The following is a 21,405-nucleotide window of genomic DNA, read 5'->3' on the forward strand; positions in this document are numbered from 1 at the left end:
GCTTCATTGCCTCGATTCCCCTGCCATTACCGGGTTCCCGGGCGCCAATGAACTAGCCTTAAGCCATGAGCAATGCATCAGGGGGAAAGCTTCCAGCCAGCGTCTATCGGCGCCGGCGCATCACCTTCGCGGTGATCGCCTTGGTACTGGTGGGCTTGATCATCTGGGGCATTGCCGCCATTGCCGGCTTGCTGTCACCGGATCCAGAAGATCCTGCAGCGCCCGCCCCCACGGCGCAGTCCAGCGCGCCCGCCCAAAGCCCGGACTCCGATCAGGATGCGGGCAAGAAGTGCAAGGCGGGCGAAGTCAAGGTCACCGCCTCCACGGACGCGAAGAGCTATGCCGCGGGCAAAAAGCCGGTATTGATCCTGGGCGTCGAGAATACGTCCAAGCGCGAGTGCGAATTGAACGTGGGCACCAGCATGCAGGAATTCCTGATCTCCAGCGGCGCCGACAGGGTCTTCTCCACCGTGGACTGCCTGCAAAACGGCGAGGACGTCCAGCTGGTCTTCGCCCCCGGGCAGAAGGAGAATGCCCGCTTCACCTGGAACCGCGATCGCTCGGCCCCGGGCTGCAAAGCCGTGAGCGTGCAGCCGCGCCCGGGCACCTACAAGTTCACCGCGGCCATCGGAGAAATCGAATCCGAACCGGTGAGCTTCACCCTGGAGTAGCCCCCTAGATGTAGCGGTCCAGCAGCGAGGACTCGGCCATGCGGGCCAGGCCTTCGCGGATGGAACGGGCACGCTGTTCGCCGACACCTTCGATTTCCATCAGCGCGGTGGTCGACGCCGCCATCAGCAGCTGCAAATTACCGAAAGACGCCACCAGCCGGTCGCCAATGGCCTTGGGCACCGTTCGAATCTGCGAAAGCAGCCGGTAGCCCTTGGGCGTGAGCTGGTCGTCCTGTCCGATGGTGCCCTGCGGGAACAGGATCTTGGTCAGGCCCTCAAGGTCGATCAGCTGCGCGTCGGAGACCTCGTGCAGGCGCTCGAGGGCGACGTCGATATCCAGTTCCTGGCCCTCGGCCTGCGCATAGTCGTGCATCAGCAGCTGGTTGTCGATCTGGATGCCGGAGAGCAATTCTGCGTGCTGGGCGGCCAGCAGGCGCCCGTCGATTCCCAGCTCCAGGACGTTGCGGGAGATTTCCTCGCTGGTGCGCCGCAGCATTTCGGTGCGTTGCAGCACCGCCAATACTTCGCGGGCGGTGGCCACATCCTCGATCTCCGCAGCCGACAGGGCGCTGGTGACCTGGTCCAGCCGGTGCCGGTAGCGCTCCAGGGTGGCGATGGCTTGGTTGCCTCGTGCCAGCAGCCGCTCGGCAGGTTCCAGCACGTGGCGCTCGCCGGCGGCATAGAGCGTGATGGTCTGCATGGACTGGGACACCGAGATGGTCGGGAACCCGGTCTGCGCCGCCACGCGCTCTGCGGTCCGGTGGCGCGTGCCTGATTCCTGGGTGTCGATCTGCGCGTCGGGCATCAGCTGCACGCCGGCCTGCAGGATCTGGCGGGCGGTGCCATCGAGGATGATCGCCCCGTCCATTTTGGCCAGTTCGCGAAGGCGGGTGGGGGTGTATTCGGTGTTGATCCTGAACCCGCCGGAGCTGACGGATTCGACCACCTTGTCATGTCCCAGCACGATCAGGGCGCCGGTGCGGCCGCGCTGGATGCGCTCGAGCCCCTGGGCAAGTTCGGTGCCCGGGGCGATCTGGGCCAGGATGGCAAGAAAACCGGGGGATGAGTTCGCTTTCAACGTGCGTCCTTTCGGCGGGCGGCAACACTCTAGTTTATCGTGCTGGCTTCTGCCGCTGGGCGAAGGCGATATCCAGGGCCTGGGCAATGTTCTCCACCTGGAAAACACGGATCCCGTCGGGGATGTTCTTCAGCGGTTGCGGGGTGGCAGGGGCCATCGCAAAGGAGAAGCCCAGGCGCTGCGCCTCGGTGATGCGGCGGGAGATCTCGGGCACCTGGCGCACCTCGCCGGCCAGCCCCACCTCGCCGAAGGCCACAAAATCCTGCGGCAGCGGGAACTCGTTCATCGAGGAGGCCAAGGCCAGCGCGCAGGCCAAATCCGAGGCAGGCTCGGCGATTTTCACTCCGCCGACCGTGGCGATGTAGGAGTCCATGGCGGATAAATCCATATGCGCCCGCGCCTGCAATACCGCGACCACCATTTGCGCTCGAGCCGCGTCCAGTCCGCTGGTGGCACGGCGGGCGGCCGGGGCGTTGCTGCGCGAGAGCAAGGTCTGCACTTCCGCCACCAGGGGGCGGCGGCCCTCCAGGGTCACCGTGATGCAGGTGCCGGGAACCGGAGTGCGGGTGCGGGTGACAAAGAGCTTTGACGGGTCGGTCAGGGACTCGATGCCGTCCTCGTTCAAGTCGAAGCAGCCCACCTCGTCGGTGGCGCCGTAGCGGTTCTTCAGCGCGCGCAGGATGCGCAGGCGCGAATGCTTCTCTCCGTCGAATTGGCAGACCACATCCACCAGGTGCTCGAGCAAGCGGGGTCCGGCAACCGAGCCTTCCTTGGTCACATGCCCCACCATGATGGTGGACATGGCGCGGGTCTTGGCGGCGTTGATGATCGAGGCGGCCACCTCGCGCACCTGGGAGACACCGCCGGCCGCCCCGTCGATCTGAGCGGAGGAGAAGGTCTGCACCGAGTCGAGGATCAGCAGCTGCGGATCAATTTCCTGGATCTGCCCCAGGGCCAATGCGAGGTCTGTTTCGGCGGCCAGGTACAGGGTGTCGGCGATGGCATTGATGCGCTCAGCGCGGGATTTGACCTGGGCGGCTGATTCCTCGCCGGTCAGGTAGAGCACCCGAAGCCCGGTCTGCGCGGCCTTGGCCGCCACATCCAGCAGCAGCGTGGACTTGCCAACACCCGGCTCGCCGGCCAGCAGGATGGCGGCGGCCGGGACCAGTCCGCCGCCCAGCACGCGGTCCAGCTCGGAGACGCCGCTGGGGCGGAAGGCCGCTTCGGAACCGTCGATCTGGGCGATGGGCCTGGCCGGATGCGCCACCTTGGCCGCGGCCACGGTGCGCGCCGAGACGACGCCTACTTCTTCAACGGTGCCCCACGCCTGGCATTCACCGCAGCGCCCCACCCATTTGATGGTGGTCCAGCCGCATTCAGAGCATTTGAATGTGGGCGAGGACTTGCTGCGTGTGGAGGTTTTGGCCATAGGCCCATGCTATCGAGCCGGGAGGACAAAATTGCTCAAGACAGCTTGGGCAGGGCTTCGATGGCCTCATCATGATTGCGCCCGGCCGCTTCCAGGAGATCCACGATCATCGGGCGCAGCAGCAGCACCAGCCCTTCACCCTGCAAGCCTTCAACGCCCAAGGCTTGCGGATCAAGCTGCGCCGCGGCATTTTCAAGCTGCAGCACGGCGGCCTTTTCATATTTCCGCTGCCCGGCAACGGTTTGCTCGCGCACCGAGTGGGACAACGAGTTCGCCGCCTCCGAGACCTCGCGCAGCAGCGGGGCCAGGGCTTGGGCGCCCTGCGGGGTCAAGGCCCCGTTGCTGAGCACCGAAGCCAGCCGGCGGGCAAAAACGCGCAGGTTGCGGGCGGTCCAGTCGTAATGGTTGAAGCGTTCGGAGAGCCGGTTCAGTTCGTGGCGGTGCCTGCGGCCAGCGGGGGAGATCGTCGCGATTTCCTTGGACACGCTGAAGGCGCCCGGCAGCTGATCGAGGTGCTTTTGGGTTCCCCGGGCCTTGATCAGCGCATGGAAGGCCGAACGGCGGTCATCGTCGCGGATCGCCCACGAGCATTCGAGGATCGCTTCGGAGAGTTCCTTGAACAGCTCGCTGAGCGCCGCGACCGGGGTGCGGCGCGGGTCGGTGGGCCAGAAGACGATGACCAGCAGGGCCAGCAGGGACCCGGTCAGTGCGTCGATGGATCTGGCAAAAGGGCCGTCGACGCTGATCGGCAGCAGCACCACCAGTGCCGATTGCATGCCCAGCTGGGTGGAGAAGATGGTGCCCGAATCCAGGTAGCGGGCGACAACCAGGCTCAGCGACATCACCAGGGCTGCCTGCCAGATTCCTTGGCCGAACCAATGCATCAAGGTATCGCCCAGGGCCACGCCGAGGGTGCACCCAAGGGCTACTTCGGCAGTTTTGCGCACCGTGGTGGAGGCGCCGAACCCCAGGGAGATCAGGGCGCTGGTGGCGGCAAAAATGGGCTGCGTGTGTCCCCAGATGCTCTCTGCAATCCAGAAAGCGCCAATGGCGCCCAGGGTCATGCGCAGGATTCTCGGCAGCGAATTGCGCGCGCGCAGCAGCCCCGAGCGGTTTCGCGCGGCGAGGAAGCCGGTAACCTTTGCCGGCATCCGCTTCGGCGTGCTCCCAATAGCCATAGGCACAGTCTCCCACGGACCGGCCGCGAAGCCGATGAACATGCGCCCACATTGCTTCCGTGAGCAGGATCACCAGCCGACGTAGAAGCTGTTAACCTCTTGTTCACCTTCACCGGGTGAGCTGGTTACCTTGGCTCCTTACCGTCATATATGAAGCGGGGCAGAATCCGCTCAAAGTTTCTTACATTTAGTATTCAACATGGGGAGTACAACTCGTGAAGCTCAATCGCCTTGGCAGTGCAGCTGCCGTCCTTTCTGTCGCGGCAATCGCACTGACCGCTTGCGGTTCAGACAATCCAACCGCTGCCAGCTCTGAGAGCGCAGCCGGATCGTCGGCAGCCGGCGTCACCGGCACCTTGACCGGTAGCGGCAGCTCGGCCCAGAACTCGGCCATGGAAGCTTGGATCGCCGGATTTACGGCTGAAAACTCGGGCGCTACCGTGCAGTACTCGCCGGATGGTTCTGGCGCTGGCCGCAAGGCGTTCCTCGGCGGCGGCGCGCAGTTCGCTGGCTCCGATGCCTACCTGAAGCCAGAAGAAGCCAAAGACGCCCAGAAGATCTGCGGCCCGGATGGCGCCTTCAACATCCCAGCCTACGTTTCCCCGATCGCGGTTGCCTTCAACCTTGAAGGCGTCGATGAGATCAACATGGATGCCGACACTATCGCCAAGGTGTTCAAGAAGGAAATCACCAAGTGGAACGATGAGGCCATCGCCAAGCAGAACCCGGATGCGGACCTGCCTGACACCGCCATCACCGTGGTCCACCGCAATGACGAGTCCGGCACCACCGAGAACTTCGTCGAATACCTGAAGGCTGCCGCAGGCGATGTCTGGACCTACGACGTGTCCGGCGATTGGCCAAGCGACATCCAGTCGGAGAACGCCAAGGGCACCTCGGGCGTGGTTTCGACCACTACTTCCACCAACGGCGCCATCACCTACGCTGACCACTCCGCAGTGGGCAAGCTGTCCACCGTCAACGTCAAGGTGGGCGACGAGTACACCAAGATCTCTGCAGAGGCTGCTGCCAAGGCCCTGGATGCCGCAACCCCGGTTGAAGGTGCTTCCGAGAACGACCTCGCACTGGATCTGAAGCGCGACACCACCGAGGCCGGAACCTACCCGATCGTGCTGGTTTCCTACCACATCTTCTGCAGCAGCTACAAGGATCAGGCCACCGTGGACCTGGTCAAGGCCTTCGGCAAGTATGCAGTCTCCGAGGACGGCCAGAAGACCGCGCAGGAATCTGCCGGCAACGCCCCAATCTCGGCAGCCATCGCCGAGAAGGCTGCCAAGGCGATCGACTCGATCACCGTAGCCAAGTAGAACTCCAGCCGGGCAACCGGCACTTGGTGCGGGTGGTGAACTCGACCACCCGCACCAGCAACACCCCTCCACCCCCAGCAGGTAAAACTGCTCCACCCCCGTTTCGTAAAGGCTTTAGCCATGACTACCAATGCTTTGACAAGCAAGTCATCGACTTCAGGCCGCGCAGGTGACAAGATCTTCTCCGGTGCCGCACTGGCTGCCGGTGTACTGATCCTGATCACGCTCTTCGCGGTTGCGGTCTTCTTGCTGATCCAGGCCCTGCCGACGTTCTTTGCTGATCCAGCAGAGATTTCCGGCGGCCAAGGATTCTTTGCCTACATCTGGCCGATTGTCATCGGCACCGTTATTGCAGCAGCCATCGCTCTGGCTGTAGCTACCCCGATCGGCCTCGGCGTGGCACTGTTCATCTCGCACTTTGCACCACGCAAGGTGGCCGGCCCGCTGGGCTACCTGATCGACCTGCTCGCAGCGATCCCATCGGTGATCTACGGCGCCTGGGGCTACATGGTCCTGGCGCCGGCCCTGGTCCCGGGCTTTGAATGGCTCTCCGAGAACCTGGGTTTCATCCCGCTCTTTGAAGGTCCTGCCTCGCAGACCGGCAAGACCATGCTCACCGCAGGCATCGTGCTGGCCGTGATGGTGCTTCCGATCATCACCTCGCTGAGCCGCGAAATCTTCCTGCAGACTCCCAAGCTGCATGAGGAAGCCGCCCTGGCCCTGGGTGCCACTCGCTGGGAAATGATCACCACCGCGGTAATCCCCTTCGCCCGCCCGGGCATCATCTCCGCTGTCATGCTGGGACTGGGCCGCGCCCTGGGCGAGACCATGGCCGTGGCCCTGGTGCTCTCCACCGGCAACCTGATCCCATCGCTGATCAAAACCGGCAACCAGACGATCGCAGCGGAAATCGCGTTGAACTTCCCCGAAGCCTTCGGGCTGCGTCTGGCGGAACTGATTGCCGCCGGTCTGGTCTTGTTCCTGATCACCCTGATCGTGAACATCGTCGCCCGCGGAATCATCGCCCGCCACAAGGAATTCTCGGGAGCTAACTGATGAGTGCCATCACCACTAACCTCAGCAACCAGGCCAGCAGCAATTCCACCCCGCCGGTGCGCAAGCGCAACTCCCTGGCCAAGGGCAAGCTGCCGAAATGGGCCATCTGGGCCATCGCCGCTGGCTCGATCATCATCGGCGCCGCGATTTCCACCCTGACCGGCTTCAGCGTGGCCGCCTTCGCGATCTACTCGGCGATCATCTTCCTGGTGGCCGCATCGGTCATCACTTCCGTGGTGGAAGGCAAGCGCCGCGGCAAGAATGCCATGTGGACCTACCTGATCTACGCCGCCTTCATCGTGGCGCTGATCCCGCTGGTCTCTGTGCTCTACACGGTTCTGGAAAAGGGGCTGCCCGGCATCAACAGCAGCTTCCTGTTCAATTCCATGAACGGTGTCACCGGCGCCATTGACAACCAGACCGTGGCCAACGGCGAGCCAGTGATCGGCGGCGCCTACCACGCAGTGATGGGCACCTTGCTGATCACATTCTGGGCCACCTTGATCTCGGTTCCGGTGGGCATGCTCACGGCCGTCTACCTGGTCGAATACGGCCAGGGCAAGAGCTTGTCCAAGGCAATCACCTTCTTCGTCGACGTGATGACCGGCATCCCCTCGATCGTGGCCGGCCTGTTCGCTGCGGCCTTCTTCGGCATGATCCTGGGGCCCAACGCCCGCATGGGCATTGTGGCCGCGGTGGCCTTGAGCGTGCTGATGATTCCAACCGTGGTCCGCTCCACCGAGGAAATGCTCAAGATCGTTCCGAACGAACTGCGCGAAGCCTCCTTCGCACTGGGTGTTCGCCGCTGGCGCACCATCTTGAAGGTAGTCATCCCGACGGCGATCTCGGGTATCGCCTCGGGCGTCACCCTGGCCATCGCCCGCGTGATCGGCGAAACGGCACCCATCCTGGTGACCGCCGGCGTCGCAAGCCAGATCAACATGAATGTGTTCGCCAACTGGATGTCCACGTTGCCGACCTTCATCTACTACCAGATCCTGACCCCGACCAGCCCGACGAACATCGATCCGTCGGTGCAGCGAGCCTGGGCTGCCGCCCTGCTGCTGATCCTGATGGTGATGGCATTGAACCTGATCGCCCGCCTGGTCGCCTCGATCTTCGCCCCAAAGAAGGGCCGTTGAGCTAAAGCTCCGGTCCGGACAAACCCAAACTTTCCAAGGAATACATCATGGCAAAACGCATTGACGTCAACGATCTGAACGTCTACTACTCCAAGTTCCTCGCCGTCGAAGGCGTCTCGATCAACATCGAGCCAAAGTCCGTCACCGCCTTCATCGGCCCGTCGGGCTGCGGCAAGTCCACCTTCCTGCGCACCCTGAACCGCATGCACGAAGTGATACCCGGCGGCCGCGTCGAGGGCCAGGTGCTGCTGGACGGAGATGACCTCTACGGTGCCGGTGTCGACCCGGTGACCGTGCGCAGCCAGATCGGCATGGTCTTCCAGCGCCCGAACCCGTTCCCGACCATGTCCATCAAGGACAATGTGCTCGCCGGCGTGAAGCTGAACGGAACCAAGATCTCGCGCTCCGACGCCGATGACCTGGTGGAGAAGTCGCTGCGCGGCGCCAACCTGTGGAACGAAGTCAAGGACCGCCTGGACAAGCCGGGCTCGGGCCTCTCCGGCGGCCAGCAGCAGCGTTTGTGCATTGCCCGCACCATCGCCGTGAAGCCAGATGTGATCCTGATGGACGAGCCCTGCTCGGCACTGGACCCGATCTCGACCTTGGCCATCGAAGACTTGATCAACGAGCTGAAGAACGACTTCACCGTGGTGATCGTGACCCACAATATGCAGCAGGCTGCGCGCGTGAGCGACAAGACCGCATTCTTCAACATTGCGGGCACCGGCAAGCCGGGCAAGCTCATCGAGTTCAACGACACCACCGCCATCTTCTCCAACCCGGAGCAGAAGGCCACCGAGGACTACGTCTCCGGACGCTTCGGATAAAGATTTCGGATATCGCCGCTTCTTGAGCTGGCGATAGACGAACCGGAAGGGGGGTCTTCCGGGGATCCTGGAGGGGATCACCGCCAACGGCGCGCCAGCACTGGTGCGCCGTTGGTTTTTAATTCCTTGTGTAAAAGACCCTTGACTGTAAAGCGTGCTTGTCAGTAAAGTAAGGTTTACATCAAGTCGAATGGGAGCAATGGTGTGGAAATGAAAGCTGCAACTCAAAGCAAATGGGGCCGTTCGCGCTTTGGCGGCGGCCCGGGCGCCCTGGTCGCGGCCAGCCTCGTCACGGGCGTGGTGTTCTCGGCTGGCGCCGGCGTGCTGTTCGCCCGGCTCAATGCCCCGGATCATTTCATGCTGGCGGCATTGATCATGACCGCAGGTTTGCTGCCGGTGATTTCAACAGCCTGCTGGGCATTGCTGCTGGACCGGAACACCTTGCGCGGTGCCACAAGAAATCCGGAGATATCGGTGGAGAGCCAATGGAATGACAAGGCGGCCGTCGGGGTATTCCAGGATCTGCTGATCGTGTGCGGTCTTGGCGCCGCGCTGTTTTCATTCATTCCGGTAGCCGTCTCGCTCGGACTGGCCCTAGCCGGCATAGTCCTCGTGGCCATGGTGGATTTCGCGGTCCGCTACTTGCTGATTAAGCGAGCCGAAGGCTAATGGAGAACAACCTCGGCGACTACCGCAAGGAACGCGGATTCTCGCAACAGGCGTTGGCCGACCTGCTCGGTGTATCCCGGCAGACGATCATCTCCCTGGAAAAAGGGCGCTACGACCCATCCCTGCCCCTCGCCTTCAAGCTTGCCGCGGTGTTCAACTGCCGCATCGAGGACCTGTTCAGCCCCGGCGAGCACTAGCCTGCAACAAGCAGCGGGCGCACCGCCAGGGTGAGGATCGCCCCACCGGCAACACAGGCAACGGGTGTCAAAAGCCAGTGCCGGAACACCCTGAACACATTGCGCCACACGACCGATTCAAAGGCCTGGTTCCGTCCGGCACCGACGATGCCACTGGTTACCGACTGGTTCGTGGACAGCGGCAGGTGCAGCACGAGCGAACCCACAAAAAGCATCAGGGCGGCAACGCCCTGCGCGATCATGCCGCGCAGCGGATCAAAATTCACCAGGCGGCGGCCCAGCGTGTAGGTAATCCGCCATCCGCCCAGAAGCACCCCAAAACTCAAGGCGAACGCCGCGGAAAGCTGGATGGCCAGGGTCACCGGTCCCGGATCCATCGCCCGGCCAGTAATCAGCACCAGGCTCAAGAGGGCGGCGGTGCGCTGGCCATCTTGGAGCCCAAGGCCCAGGGCCACGGCCCCGGCCGCGACAGCCTGCCCCACGCGGGAACCTTCATTCACCGATCGCGAGGTGTTGTGGCGCAGCAGCCTGGTCGCCGGGAACACCAGCAGATACGAGAGCGTGTAGGCGATCACCGAGGCGAGCAGCATCGGAAGAATCACCGAGGAGAGCAGCAGCCCCCACGCGTTGCCCACCGACTGGTCGCCCATCAACGCCGAAGCGCCGCTGCCACCAACCAAGGCTGAAAGCAGGGCATGGGTGGAACTGATCGGCAGGCCGCGCCACCAGCAGTAGATGCCCCACGCCCCTGCCACCAGCAGGCTGCAAATCAGCAGTTTCAACCCGAGAACGCCCTCGGGCACATTGAAGTTCAATTCCTGCACCAGGGCCACGCTCAGCCCCGAGGTGCCCATGGTGCCCAGGAAGGCAAAAAAGGCCGCCACGGACACCGCAATGCCCGGGCGCAGCGCCCGGGTCCTGACCGAGGCTGCTACCGCGGTGGAAGCATCACGCATGCCGTTGAGCACCGCGTAGGCCAGGGTCAGCACGAGCGCGACCGCGGTGAGCACCGAAATGAGGGTCATGGGCCTTAGGACTCCTTGACCAGCACGCGGCCGAGGTGATCGGCGAACTGGCGCAGGGTGTTGGCGGTCAGCATCAGCTGGTCGGCAACCAGCTGATGCCGATGAATGGTGCTCGCCTTGGAAAAATTGGCGATCTCATGGCCCCACACCAGATGGGTGCGCGAGGCGCGCTTGGAGAACTGCAGCATCTGCAGCCAATTATCCTCCAGATCATCAAGGTTGTTCAGCCGCTGCACCGCATCGGAGGCCAGCTCCGCGAGCTGCGAGATCAATTCCAGCTGCTCCGAGGAACGCTCGGAGAGCGGGGTGGAGCCAACGGTCATGATCAGCTCGCCGGTGCCTCGCAGATGCTCCATGGTTTCGTGCAGGAAGCGCGAGAGCGCGTACATGTCCTCGCGTGGCAGCGGACTGACATAGCTGGTTCGCAGGTGGGTCATCACCGCGTGCACCAGGTCGGAAGCTTCGGCCTCGGCGCCTGCCAGATCGCGCAGGCGCTCGGAACGGGTGCTCGGGCTGCCGATCATTTCGGCCACGCTCTCCACCGATCCACGGATAGTGGTGGTCAACGCGCGAAGCAGCTCGATGCCACGCGAGGAGGAGGGAAAGACCTGGAACTTCACTTTTGGGCGCACCATTCGGATCGACTGCTTCGGGTACCAACGCAGAACAGTTTACGACGTGGAAGTTAACGCCGGGGTTTGATGATGTCGGACCGGGAACGCCTCTCGGCGGAAGGCCGCTCGAAGCGGCAGAATTTTGGAGCCCGGGGTTACCAGCGGCCCGACACCGCTACCTAGTTTTCTCGCCCAACGCCCCTGCTGTCAACCACAGCGGCCGGCGCGTGCGTTTTCTCACGCTAATGGCGCAGATTCTTTTCTGCCCCGCTCAAGCACAACAGCGCGCAACAGAACCACACCGCGCCAGCCGGCCCCAAACCCGCGGCCACGGTGCTCGAAATCACCGGCAATGCCACTTGTCCGAGCCGGTTTCCCATCAATCGCACGGCCAACGCCGCACCTCGGTCCACCGGTGGCACCGAGGTGGAAATCATCGTCATTGTCATCGGCTGGCCCAGCCCCAGGAAGAAGCCGCCAATGAGCAAGGCGAGGCCGGAAGCCCACAGCACGTCGATGAAGACCGGGGCCAGCGCGATGGAAACCCCGGAGACATACAGGCTGGTCACCAGCAATTGCCGGCGTTCGAAATGCGCAGAGAGTTTCGGAATGAACAATCTGGACACCACCGAGGCGCAACCCCGGATGGCCAAAAGCACACCGACTGCAGCCGGTGTGACGCTATGTTTCTCGGCAACCAGCGGCAGGAAAGCGGTGAGGATGTCCAGCATGGACAGCAGCGTCATCGACGCGAAGATATGCGATGCCATGCCCTTGATCCGCAGCACCGAGCCAATTGACGCCGAAGAACGCTCCGGTGAGGCGGCAGACACCGACTTGGAAACCCGCGGCTGCCAATTCGGGAGCAGGAACGGCACCGCCAGTAATGCGGCGCCCGCGCCGATCCACAGGGACAGGCCGATATCCGCGATTCGTTCCGCCGACACGGCATCCGTGCCCGAACCCAGCACTATGCCAGCGATCAGCGGGCCGGCAAACTGCCCAGCGGCATAGGCGGCGGTAAACCAGCCGAAGCCCTTGTCAAGGTCGCTGTCCGGGAAATACCGGGCAATGGATGACTGGCCGCCGATGGTGAACATCAAATGCCCCAGGCCCAGCACGGCGCTGGCCAGTGCCACCGCCAGCGCATTGGGGGCGAGATTAATGCCCAAGCCGCCAACGGCGATGAGCCCCACACCGGCGACCATCAAAAATCGTATGCGCCGGATGCGCGAACTGACCCGACCCAGCATCATGGCAGTGAACAGCGGAAGGATTGCGTAGGCTGCGGTCACCGCACCCACGGTGAAGGAACCTGAGCCGAAGGAGATGAGCTTATAGGTGGTGACCGGCCGAACGAGGTTCAACGCGGTCTGCGAAAGCAGCCCGGTGGTGATCAGGATCACCAGCCAGCGCATGATCCCCGAAGAGCTCGCTTTCGATCCGGCGACCACGCGCACCTGCCTAAAATTGCGGGACTAGTTCCTCATCCATCCTAGAACTCCGATCCGGCATTTCAGTCCAACGCGTCTTGCCTCCAAAGCCGGGCACAAATTTCCAAGTCGTCGGCGGTCTTGCTTAAGGCCCGGGCTTGCTGGGTCAACTTGGTCCCGCGTTCGCTATTGGACAGGTCAGCGGCGTCTGCGTGCTCGGTCATGCCCAGGACCAGCACCCGGCAGTAAGCCGCGGTGCGTTCCAGCGCGTGGGCAAAGTCTCCATCAAAAGCGCCGGAAAGAATCGACCCGGTCATCTTCTTCAGCTCTTCAGCCGTCGGAGGTTCGGCAACGCCGGCAACGATGCGTTCCACCTGCGCGCGGTGGGCACCGGCTTGGAAGCGGGCCGAGTGCACTTCCGGCTTGCCCATGGTCGCCGCGCGTACTGCGTACAGCCTCCACAGGGCACCGGGCAGCGAATGGGCCGGTGCCTCGCTCCACAGCTCAGCCAGGACTTCCAGGCCCTCGTCTTCTGCCACCGCGATCAGCCGGTGGGACACTTCCGGATCGCTATTCTCGATGCCCCGGCGCACAAAGGCCTGGGCTGAAAGGTGGGCGGCTTCCGAAACGCGCGCCGGATCGGACCCGCCTTCGTAGGGCTCGAATTCCTCTGGCGCGAATGGGCGTGGTTTGTGATGGCGGTATCCGGCATCCTGGGCAACTTTAGATCCTGCGCGTGCACCTTTCATGGGCTCAAGAATACTCGCTGAACCTTGGCGCTTCGTTAACGGGTGTTGCGTCTCATATCGCCCGGGATTCAGCAGGTTTTAACGCCAGTGCACCGGCGGAAACCGCCGATTAATACTCATGCGGTTCCATCGGGTAGTATGGATTTTGGCCTTGTGCCGTGCGCCTTTAGCTCAGCTGGTAGAGCACTGGACTTTTAATCCATTGGTCGCGGGTTCGATCCCCGCAGGGCGCACAAAAAATGAAATAGGATCCAGCTTGCTCCTGCAAGCTGGATCCTATTTTCGTCTTAACTGCGGGGCTGGGCAGGCCGCCCAGCCCTATGGGCGAACAACGGATGCTTTGGTGCTTTTTGAACGTCCCGAATATAAGAGCCTGAATCAGCGGGCAACCTTGGAGCCGCTGATTCGCCATTGGCCGCCCAAGCTCATCTTCAGGAACTTCGGCGTCCCAGCACTCAGGCGTAGGGCTCCAGGAACTTGATCATGCGCTCCATGACCAAGGCGCGAGCCTCGGGGTCGTGGGATCGCAACGAGCTATCGGTAAACAGGTGCTTGTTTCCGGGGTAGGTGAACAGCTGGGCCAGCTCCCGGCCCTCGCCTTGCGCAAAGTCCTGCGCGGCTTCCAGATCGCCTTCCTTGGCGAAGAATGGATCCTCGTCCATGCCATGGATCTGCACCGGAACATTTTCCGGCCATGGGCCGAAGCTCCATTCAGCGTCGAGGCCCACAAAGGATTCGAGCAGGATTGCGGCTACCGCGCCGGGACGCTGCTGCGCGCACTGCTGGGCCAGCGCTGCGCCCCACGAAGTGCCGACGTACACCAGCTCTTCGGGCAATTTGCTGAACAGCTTGTCAACGCGTTCCTGGATCTTGTCTTCGCTGAGCTTGTTGGCCATGCGGATGCCGGCTTCAAGATCCTTGGGCAGCTTGCCCGCGAACAGATCCAGGGTGTGAACCGCATGCCCCGCGGCACGCAATTGCGCTGCCATTGCCTGGACTCCGGGAGTAAGCCCTTGGACGTGGTGGAACAAGACAATGGTTGCCATGGCAGTACTCCTAGGGATCTCTAGCGTTCGTCGACGAGGTTGTTGATGCGCTGGGGCAGATACTCAAGAGCTGCATCCCAGCCGGGCATTTGGCTGTTGATTTCCACGCTGTAGCCCTCAACCAGCATGAATTCAGCGCAGGTGAGGGCATCCTGGCCGGAGCCGGTTTCATAGATGAAGGCACGTTTGATGTCCTGCCAGAGCAGGGTTGCGGACTGATCGATCACGAGGCCGGTATTGACGACTTCGACGGTGCGCTGGGGATAGGACATGGTCAACTTGCTTTCGGGGTCCTCGGCGGTGTGCTTTGAACAAGTCTAGACCGGCAGCACACCGCCGTGGGGGAATCACGCCGGATTTGGGTAGGACTTCACCAAGCTCCCGTGCGGGCCAACCTCCAGCAAGTAGTCCAGATCCAGCTGCGACAAGAAATGCTGATCGTGGCTGACTACCAGCAACGCACCTTTGTAGGCGCCCAGCGCTTCGCCGAGCTGGCGCACGCTGTCCATATCCAGATTATTCGTGGGCTCGTCGAGGATGAGCAGCTGCGCGGCGGGTTCTGCCAGCAGCAGCGTCGCCAGATATACCCGGAAGCGCTCGCCTCCGGAAAGCACCGCCAACGGCCGGTCGGCGCTGGAGCCGCGCAACAGCAACCGGGCCAGCATGTTGCGCACGTGATTCGCGGTTGCCTTGGGCGCCACGGCGGCCACATTGTCCATGGCGCTCAACTCCTCGTCCAAGCCGTCCAAGCGCTGGGGCAGATATCCAACCCGGTCCAGGAAGAGCTTTCCGCCCAGTGAGGGTCCGGTATCAACTCCTGCGAGCATCGCCTTGAGCAGCGTGGTTTTCCCCGAGCCGTTGGGGCCGACAAGGCCGACTCGTTCTGCTCCCTGGATGATGAACTGGCGATCGGCCGAACCCAGCATCGCCACTTGCTTGCCCGAGGGCAGCAGCGGATCGGCCAACTCGATGTTGATGTGCTCGACCTGCCGCACCCGCTGATCGGCATCATCGAGCCTGGCTTGGGCGGAATCGACCTTGCCATCCAGGTTGGAGCGCATCTTTCCCGCGTTGGCCTCGGATTTCTGGCGAAGGTGGTTGGCCAGGATCTTGGGCATTCCGCCGGAAAGCTGGACGGCCCGTCCCTGGCGCTTGGCACGCGCCAGCTTCGTTTCCGCTTCGACCCGCTGGCGCTTTTCCACCTTCAAGGAAGCCTGGGCGGTTCTGGCTGCCTGCTGCGCCGCCTGCTGCTCGGTTTCGAGCTGCTCGCGGTAGGCGCTGAAGGGGCCGCCGAAAACACTGAGCTCCCCATCGTGCAGCTCCACCGTATGCTCCATGAGCTCGAGCAGCTCGATATCGTGGCTCACCACGACCAAGGTGCCCTTCCACGTGCGCACCATATCGTAGAGCAGCTCACGGGTTGGCCGATCGAGGTTATTCGTGGGTTCGTCGAGCAGCGTGATGGGCGAGTCCGCCAGGCGCAGGCCGAGCACAGCCAGCAGCATGACCTCCCCGCCCGATAACGTGGCTATCTCGCGGCCCAGATCCAGGCCGCCAAAGCCCAGCGGAGCCAGTTCAGCCCGAACCCGGGCTTCCACATCCCAGTTCGCGCCGACCGCATCGAAATCCGCCGGATCGACACTGCCCGATTCGATGGCTTCGATCGCGGCCAGGACTTGATGAATCCCAAGCAGCTGCGCGACGGTGGTGTCCTGCTCCAAAGCGAGGGTTTGCGGAAGATAGCCCAGTGGCGCGTTGGCTTCCGCGGTTCCGCTGGTGGGCCGCAATTGCCCGGCGATCAATTTCAGCAACGTCGATTTGCCGCTGCCATTGGCGCCGATCAATCCGGTCCGGCCGGAGGGAAATGTGCCGTCCACATGGGCCAGGGCGCGTTCCCCCGAGGGCCAGGCGAAACTGAGGTTCTTCAGGGTGATTGGTGGTGTCAAAGACATGCAGGGTCCTCCCGCGATTGTGCAGGGGCCGCCGGCTTGGGGAATCACGGAACTGGCTCAACGTTCAACGGGAGCCGAAAAGAAATGGATACCGAAGCCGGTAGCCGAAATGAACAAGGTGCACCGGTCAGAATCGGCGCGTGGTCATTGGCTGGCTTAGTAGGTATCCATGCCATCGAGTGTAGCAGGAAGGATTTCGGCTCGTAACCCCCGGCGGGCGCTTAACGGCATTCGGCCCGCATCCATCGGTGGATGCGGGCCGAAAAGCCAAAGCTGCGGAAGAACTACTTCCAGGCGCGGTGCGCAGCGACAATGCCGCCGGTCAGATTGCGGTATTCCACATTCTTCCAGCCGACGTTGAGGAATTTGGTGCCCAGGTCTTCCTGGTTCGGCCACGCCGCGATGGATTCGGCCAGGTAGGCGTACGCGGTCGGGTTTGGCGATACCAGGTAGCCCAGCGCCGGGATGACGCGCGGCAGGAACTGCTGGTAGGCCACCTTGATCGGGGCCACCGTCGGGGTGGAGAACTCGGCGACGACGATGCGCCCGCCAGGCTTGGTCACACGGCGCATTTCGGACAGCGCCTTTTCGGTGTCGTCGATATTGCGCAGCCCATAGGATATGGTGACCGCATCAAAGGTGCCATCCTCGAAGGGCAGGTCGTGGGCGTCGCCGTAGACGAAGTCCAGCTGCGGGTAGCGCTTGCGCCCCTCGGCGAGCATGCCGTTGGACATGTCGCACGCGGTCACCTTCGCTCCGGCCTCGGCCAGCGGGACCGAGGAGGTTCCGGTGCCGGCGGCCAGGTCGAGGATGCGCTCGCCGGGCTTCGGCGCGATGGCCTCGGTGGTGATCTTGCGCCAGTAGTTCACAATGCCGCCGGTCATCAAGGTATTGAGCAAGTCGTAGCGTGGAGCCAGCTTGTCGAACATGTCCTGAACCTGATCGGCCTTCTTGTCCAGGCCTGCGCGCGCGTTGTGAGAACTCATGCTTCCAAGTGTTTCATATTTGCGCGCGCCTCGGCGCCGGATGTGGGGCGAATCGCCAACTAGAGGATCGATTCGAGCCGGGCGTAGCTGGCCTCCATTCCGTCGGTCATTCCGGTGGCGAGCACCATGTCGCGGGTTTGCGCGTCCGGGTAGGTGATGAGGACGGTCAGCAGGGTGCCGCCCTGATTTGGCGTCAGCGTCAGCTCGTTCACCGTGGCCGGGTACTGGGTGTCGATCATTTGCTCCGTGGTCCGTTCGTAGGTCCGGGGCAGCGTTTCAAGCACGGTTCCGGTGAATCCAAAGCCCGAGCCGGCATCGGCCGAGAGCGGTTCCCACCAGTATCGGTAGGTTTCCCCGGCCTCTTGCGCCGTCACGCATTCGGTCATCTGCCATCCGTCAGGGCCGAGCATCCAGCGCTTCATGAGCTGCTCGTCATGGTGGGCCCGCCAGACTTGCTCGACCGTCCCGCGAACCAGGCGGGTGATGCGCACATGCGTGTCCGACAGGATCTGCGTATCGGTTCCGAAATTCTGGGCATAGTTGCGCAAGTCCATCAGGACCTGTTCTATCTGGCTCATGGCCGAACGGGTGCCATCGATCATGCCCATTTCCACGACCTGTTCCAGTTCCTCGGCGGAATCGAAGGCGGCGGTAATGGTCAGTTTTGATCCTTCAGCGGTCGGGTCGAAGGAAAAAACCATGCGGTTGACCGGCAAATCGGAGTTCGGGGTGCCGTCGGCATGTGCAAAGCCGTCGCTGACTTCGAAGAATTTGTGCTCGACGACTTCGTGCCAGAGCCAATAACCGTGGAACTCTTCGCCTTCGGGCGAGGTCATGTGGTAGTTGGAACGGCCGCCGGGCGTTGCGTCGTGGCGGGTGAACGTTGCCGGGTATTCGACCGGTCCCCAGAACTTCTCGATCTGCCGGGCGTCCAGGTAGGCGTCCCAGAGCCGGGAAACCTTGACCGGGAATTCGGCGTGGACGGTGAGCGAGAGTGCTTCGGGATCTTTGACTACGGATGTGACAGGCATGGGAATGCTCCTTATGTGTCCTCGTCGGCGAGGAAATCATCGAGCCGGCTGATGCGCTGGCGCCAGATGTCTTCGAGGGAAGAGAGTAGTTCTTGTGCGTGCCGGATGGTGTCCGGCTGCCCGCGAACTATGCGTTCGCGGCCACGTGCGATTTTTATGACCAGGCCAGCGGCTTCCAGTGCTGCGACGTGCTTCTGAACGGCCGCAAAAGACATGTCGTAGCTTGCGGCAAGTTCCGAAACGCTCACCTCGGCATGAAGGGTCCGCCGCACGATATCTCGTCGTGTGGCATCGGCCAAGGCGCGGAAGACCTTGTTTGCCTGTTCTTCGCTCAACTCATATACAACCATTTGGTTGTATATTACCCCCATGGTGCGATGCGAGTAAAGAGGCGGATCAAAATTGATTGCCAGTAGTCTACTTATCACCTATATTTTTAGCGAGAAATGGAAGACTTATCTCCCATTGGGTAGCGATCCAGGGCTATTGCGCCGCACGAGTCGCTCGCGAGGCTGGATTGCCAAAATATATAGACTGGTCTATTTTTAACTCCATGACTTCCAAAGGGGACCTCACCAAGGCACGGCTCGCGCAGTCCATGCTTGAACTCATCCAGACCAGCGGCTACAGCGGCACCGGCCTCAACGCCGTGAGCGAGCACGCCTCAGCACCAAAGGGATCGGTATATTTCCACTTTCCCGACGGGAAGGAGGAGCTGGGGGTTGCCGCGGTAGCACTGGCCGCCAAGCAATTCGAGGCCATGATTATCCAGGCTGCCCAGAGCGCAGGCGGTGCTGGCGAAGCGGCCAAGCTCGCCATCCAAGCGCTGGCCGCCATCATCAGCGACAGCGGCTTCCGCTTAGGCTGTCCGGTCTCGGTGGTGACCTTGGAAATGGGGGATTCAAGTGAACGCCTGCGGCAGGCCTGCGCCACAGCTTTCGAATCATGGATCGCTCCGACCGCCGCCCTGCTCGAAGCAGACGGCGTGGATCGCGCTCAAGCAAAGTCCCTGGCAACGGTGATCGTCTCGACTATCGAAGGGGCGGCCATCCTTTCCCGGGCGATGAAAAACACGCAGCCGCTGCTGGCTGCGGCGGACGTCGTAGGGGAGCTCATCGGCCTGCGCCGCCAGGGCGAAGGGACACAGAACTGATGCACGGCACGGATTCTCGCCGGGCACTGGTCTTCGGGGCCTCGGGGCTTATCGGACGGCACCTCATCCTTGCCCTGCTGGAAGCCGGAGCGCAGGTGACAGCAGCTGTCCGGAGTCCTGAATCTGCAGCAAGGCTCAAAAAATGGCTGGACCTGCACGGCGCGGCACCAGGGATCAAGACGGCGATCGTTGACTTCGGCGCCCCCGAAATCTTGGCCGGCGGACCAGCAGCGTTCGCAGACATCACCGAAATCCACAATTGCGCCGGAACCTACCGATTCGGCATGAGCGCGCAAGAAGCCCGCAGCGCCAACGTCGGCATCGTCGAGAAGCTGATGGATTTTGCCGCAGCGCTGCCTGAACTGCAGCGCATCGTGCACATCTCCGGATATCGCGTTGGCGGGCAGGATCCCTCACTTGCTGGGTGGTCGCAAGAGCGCCGCGATCAGCTCTACCGGACACTTGGCGCGTACGAAGCCTCCAAGGTGGAGTCCGACGCGGTATTCCAGGCTCTGGGCAACGACCGCGGAATTCCTTGGAGCATCGTCAATCCGGCGAGCGTCATCGGCCACAGCATTACCGGGGAAACAGACCAGCACATTGGGCTGGCCAGCACCATTGAACAACTCTGGGAAGGGAAAACCGCTGCCCTGCCCGCAGGCGACTCGACTTTCCTGCCGGTGCTCACCGTCGACTACATGGCCGCGTTCATGCAGGCCGTGGCTATTGCTCCGGAAGCAATCGGCGCATCCTATTGGCTGTTGGATGACGCCACCGCGCCACTGGGGCAACTGCTGGCCAGCACTGGCCGCCATCTTGGCGCGAAAGTTCCCAAGCTGCGCTTGCCCGTGGGGCTTATCAAGGCGCTTCCTGCTTGGATTACCAAAGCCGATCCGGAAACGCTCCATTTCATGTCCGCGGATCGCTATCCGACCGGGCCCGCGATCGAATTCGCCAACCGGCATGGACTCCAGATGCCTGATGTTGGCATCTCGCTAGAGCGCTGGGCCGACTATCTGGCCGCCCACCGTTTCGGAGCCGCACCAGCTGATGCACGCCGCTTTGTCGATGTTGGGGGAGTGAAAACCTTTGAACTGGGCGACAGGGAGGCACGCAAGCTGATCCTCCCTGGACTACCGGTGAATGCCGATACCTGGGCCGGCGTTGCCCAGGGTATTGGAGGAAGGGCCGTTGACCTGCCAGGCCTTGGGCTCAGTGGCGGGAAGGGCATCGCGGATTGGGACCGCTGGCTCGCCGCCCTTCTGGAAGGTGGGCCGGTGGACCTGATCGGGCACTCCATCGGAGGAGCAGCCGCAGTGCTCGCCGCCGATCAGCACCCAGGCAAGATCCGCTCCTTGACCTTGGTCGCGCCGTTCTTCTTGCAAGGGCCCGCAGGGAGGGCAGCGAAGATCCAGCCGCTGGTTCGAAGCTATTTGCGCCATGCCAGCGCGGCACGGCTCTCCCGCCAGTTGACCGGAAGCTCGGCGAGCTCCGCGGCCCTGGCCTCCAGCGCCAGTGATCTGAAGCGAAGTTCGGCCGTAGCGGCAGCTGCGCACCTGGCTCTGGCAAGTTCCGGGCAATGGCGCGGAGAATTGCGGGAGGCGCTCGATCGCTATGACGGGCCGCTGAGTATTATCTGGGGAACCAAAGACCCGCTGCTGCCCTCGGCAATCGAGCACCTGGGGTCTAAGCCCGAGGTGGAACTGCATGCCCTTCCCTCCGCTGGGCACCACCTGCAGCTCACCCACGAGGATGCCCTGATTGACCTGTTGAAGTAGCAGCTGGAACTGTGCTCTTCTCAAGTTCCGGCCCTTCGCCTAGTCTGGTGGGAACCGCACAGA

General features: G+C 62.7%; 22 protein-coding genes and 1 tRNA gene. 10 read left to right on the top strand and 13 right to left on the bottom strand.

Annotated elements, in window-relative coordinates:
* The first annotated feature begins 65 nt into the window (after positions 1-65).
* Positions 66-671: a hypothetical protein gene (locus AC6CHO_RS16560; protein WP_498216581.1), complete on the top strand. Its 606-nt coding sequence runs from the start codon at positions 66-68 to the stop codon at positions 669-671.
* Positions 672-675: 4 nt separating this feature from the next.
* Here AC6CHO_RS16560 and disA read toward each other — a convergent pair whose 3' ends face one another.
* From disA to AC6CHO_RS16575, 3 genes are read right to left on the bottom strand one after another with little or no spacing between them, the layout of a single operon-like run.
* Complete coding sequence (gene disA, locus AC6CHO_RS16565) at positions 676-1,749, bottom strand: DNA integrity scanning diadenylate cyclase DisA (RefSeq protein WP_498216582.1); 1,074 nt, start codon at positions 1,747-1,749, stop codon at positions 676-678.
* A 34-nt stretch (positions 1,750-1,783) separates the two neighbouring features.
* A complete protein-coding gene (gene radA, locus AC6CHO_RS16570) occupies positions 1,784-3,178 on the bottom strand; it encodes a DNA repair protein RadA (RefSeq protein WP_498216584.1) in 1,395 nt (464 codons plus the stop codon).
* A gap of 35 nt (positions 3,179-3,213) precedes the next feature.
* Positions 3,214-4,356: an FUSC family protein gene (locus tag AC6CHO_RS16575; RefSeq protein ID WP_060703240.1), complete on the bottom strand. Its 1,143-nt coding sequence runs from the start codon at positions 4,354-4,356 to the stop codon at positions 3,214-3,216.
* Between the two features lie 215 nt (positions 4,357-4,571).
* On the opposite strand from AC6CHO_RS16575, the gene pstS reads away from it, so the two are divergent.
* From pstS to AC6CHO_RS16605, 6 genes are all read left to right on the top strand, one after another.
* Positions 4,572-5,684 (top strand): phosphate ABC transporter substrate-binding protein PstS, encoded by a 1,113-nt coding sequence (gene pstS, locus AC6CHO_RS16580; RefSeq protein WP_498216586.1) that lies wholly within the window; start codon positions 4,572-4,574, stop codon positions 5,682-5,684.
* A 120-nt stretch (positions 5,685-5,804) separates the two neighbouring features.
* Entirely contained in the window at positions 5,805-6,740 is a 936-nt protein-coding gene (gene pstC, locus AC6CHO_RS16585) for a phosphate ABC transporter permease subunit PstC (RefSeq protein WP_498216588.1), read from the top strand.
* Positions 6,740-7,882 carry a phosphate ABC transporter permease PstA gene (pstA, locus tag AC6CHO_RS16590; protein WP_498216590.1) on the top strand — a complete coding sequence of 381 codons (1,143 nt, stop codon included), beginning with the start codon at positions 6,740-6,742 and terminating at the stop codon, positions 7,880-7,882. The genes pstC and pstA overlap by 1 nt, the downstream gene beginning before the upstream one ends.
* A 47-nt stretch (positions 7,883-7,929) precedes the next feature.
* Positions 7,930-8,709: a phosphate ABC transporter ATP-binding protein PstB gene (pstB, locus tag AC6CHO_RS16595; RefSeq protein ID WP_028268887.1), complete on the top strand. Its 780-nt coding sequence runs from the start codon at positions 7,930-7,932 to the stop codon at positions 8,707-8,709.
* 210 nt (positions 8,710-8,919) lie between these two features.
* A complete protein-coding gene (locus AC6CHO_RS16600) occupies positions 8,920-9,378 on the top strand; it encodes a hypothetical protein (protein WP_498216592.1) in 459 nt (152 codons plus the stop codon).
* Positions 9,378-9,575 (top strand): helix-turn-helix transcriptional regulator, encoded by a 198-nt coding sequence (locus tag AC6CHO_RS16605; RefSeq protein WP_498216594.1) that lies wholly within the window; start codon positions 9,378-9,380, stop codon positions 9,573-9,575. Before AC6CHO_RS16600 ends, AC6CHO_RS16605 begins: the two co-directional genes overlap by 1 nt.
* Here AC6CHO_RS16605 and AC6CHO_RS16610 read toward each other — a convergent pair.
* The 4 genes from AC6CHO_RS16610 to AC6CHO_RS16625 all read right to left on the bottom strand — a co-directional run bounded on the left by AC6CHO_RS16610 (position 9,572) and on the right by AC6CHO_RS16625 (position 13,396).
* Positions 9,572-10,600 (bottom strand): inorganic phosphate transporter, encoded by a 1,029-nt coding sequence (locus AC6CHO_RS16610; protein WP_498216596.1) that lies wholly within the window; start codon positions 10,598-10,600, stop codon positions 9,572-9,574. The genes AC6CHO_RS16605 and AC6CHO_RS16610 overlap by 4 nt on opposite strands.
* Positions 10,601-10,605: 5 nt before the next feature.
* Entirely contained in the window at positions 10,606-11,235 is a 630-nt protein-coding gene (locus AC6CHO_RS16615; RefSeq protein ID WP_444661144.1) for a hypothetical protein, read from the bottom strand.
* A 221-nt stretch (positions 11,236-11,456) separates the two neighbouring features.
* Positions 11,457-12,668: an MFS transporter gene (locus AC6CHO_RS16620; protein WP_498216598.1), complete on the bottom strand. Its 1,212-nt coding sequence runs from the start codon at positions 12,666-12,668 to the stop codon at positions 11,457-11,459.
* Between the two features lie 62 nt (positions 12,669-12,730).
* Complete coding sequence (locus AC6CHO_RS16625; protein WP_498216599.1) at positions 12,731-13,396, bottom strand: hypothetical protein; 666 nt, start codon at positions 13,394-13,396, stop codon at positions 12,731-12,733.
* A 160-nt stretch (positions 13,397-13,556) separates the two neighbouring features.
* On the opposite strand from AC6CHO_RS16625, the gene AC6CHO_RS16630 reads away from it, so the two are divergent.
* Positions 13,557-13,629, top strand: a tRNA-Lys gene (locus AC6CHO_RS16630).
* A gap of 222 nt (positions 13,630-13,851) precedes the next feature.
* On the opposite strand, the gene AC6CHO_RS16635 is transcribed toward AC6CHO_RS16630, so the two are convergent.
* From AC6CHO_RS16635 to AC6CHO_RS16660, 6 genes are all read right to left on the bottom strand, one after another.
* Positions 13,852-14,460, bottom strand: a complete 609-nt coding sequence (locus AC6CHO_RS16635; protein ID WP_498216635.1) for a dienelactone hydrolase family protein — start codon at positions 14,458-14,460, stop codon at positions 13,852-13,854.
* A 2-nt stretch (positions 14,461-14,462) separates the two neighbouring features.
* The gene (locus AC6CHO_RS16640) at positions 14,463-14,714 is read right to left on the bottom strand and encodes a hypothetical protein (protein WP_498216601.1); all 252 of its coding nucleotides are present in this window, start codon (positions 14,712-14,714) and stop codon (positions 14,463-14,465) included.
* Positions 14,715-14,789: 75 nt separating this feature from the next.
* On the bottom strand, positions 14,790-16,394 hold the full coding sequence (locus AC6CHO_RS16645; protein ID WP_498216603.1) for an ABC-F family ATP-binding cassette domain-containing protein: 1,605 nt from the start codon (positions 16,392-16,394) through the stop codon (positions 14,790-14,792).
* 284 nt (positions 16,395-16,678) lie between these two features.
* Entirely contained in the window at positions 16,679-17,380 is a 702-nt protein-coding gene (locus AC6CHO_RS16650; RefSeq protein WP_498216605.1) for a class I SAM-dependent methyltransferase, read from the bottom strand.
* Positions 17,381-17,439: 59 nt separating this feature from the next.
* Positions 17,440-18,411: an SRPBCC family protein gene (locus AC6CHO_RS16655; protein ID WP_498216607.1), complete on the bottom strand. Its 972-nt coding sequence runs from the start codon at positions 18,409-18,411 to the stop codon at positions 17,440-17,442.
* 11 nt (positions 18,412-18,422) lie between these two features.
* Entirely contained in the window at positions 18,423-18,761 is a 339-nt protein-coding gene (locus AC6CHO_RS16660; RefSeq protein ID WP_498216609.1) for an ArsR/SmtB family transcription factor, read from the bottom strand.
* Between the two features lie 203 nt (positions 18,762-18,964).
* Between AC6CHO_RS16660 and AC6CHO_RS16665 the strand changes: the two genes are divergently transcribed.
* Positions 18,965-19,564 carry a TetR/AcrR family transcriptional regulator gene (locus AC6CHO_RS16665; RefSeq protein ID WP_444661137.1) on the top strand — a complete coding sequence of 200 codons (600 nt, stop codon included), beginning with the start codon at positions 18,965-18,967 and terminating at the stop codon, positions 19,562-19,564.
* Complete coding sequence (locus tag AC6CHO_RS16670) at positions 19,564-21,342, top strand: alpha/beta fold hydrolase (protein WP_498216611.1); 1,779 nt, start codon at positions 19,564-19,566, stop codon at positions 21,340-21,342. The genes AC6CHO_RS16665 and AC6CHO_RS16670 overlap by 1 nt, the downstream gene beginning before the upstream one ends.
* The last annotated feature ends 63 nt before the right edge of the window (positions 21,343-21,405 follow it).

This window comes from Glutamicibacter sp. GQ173, from assembly GCF_059759215.1.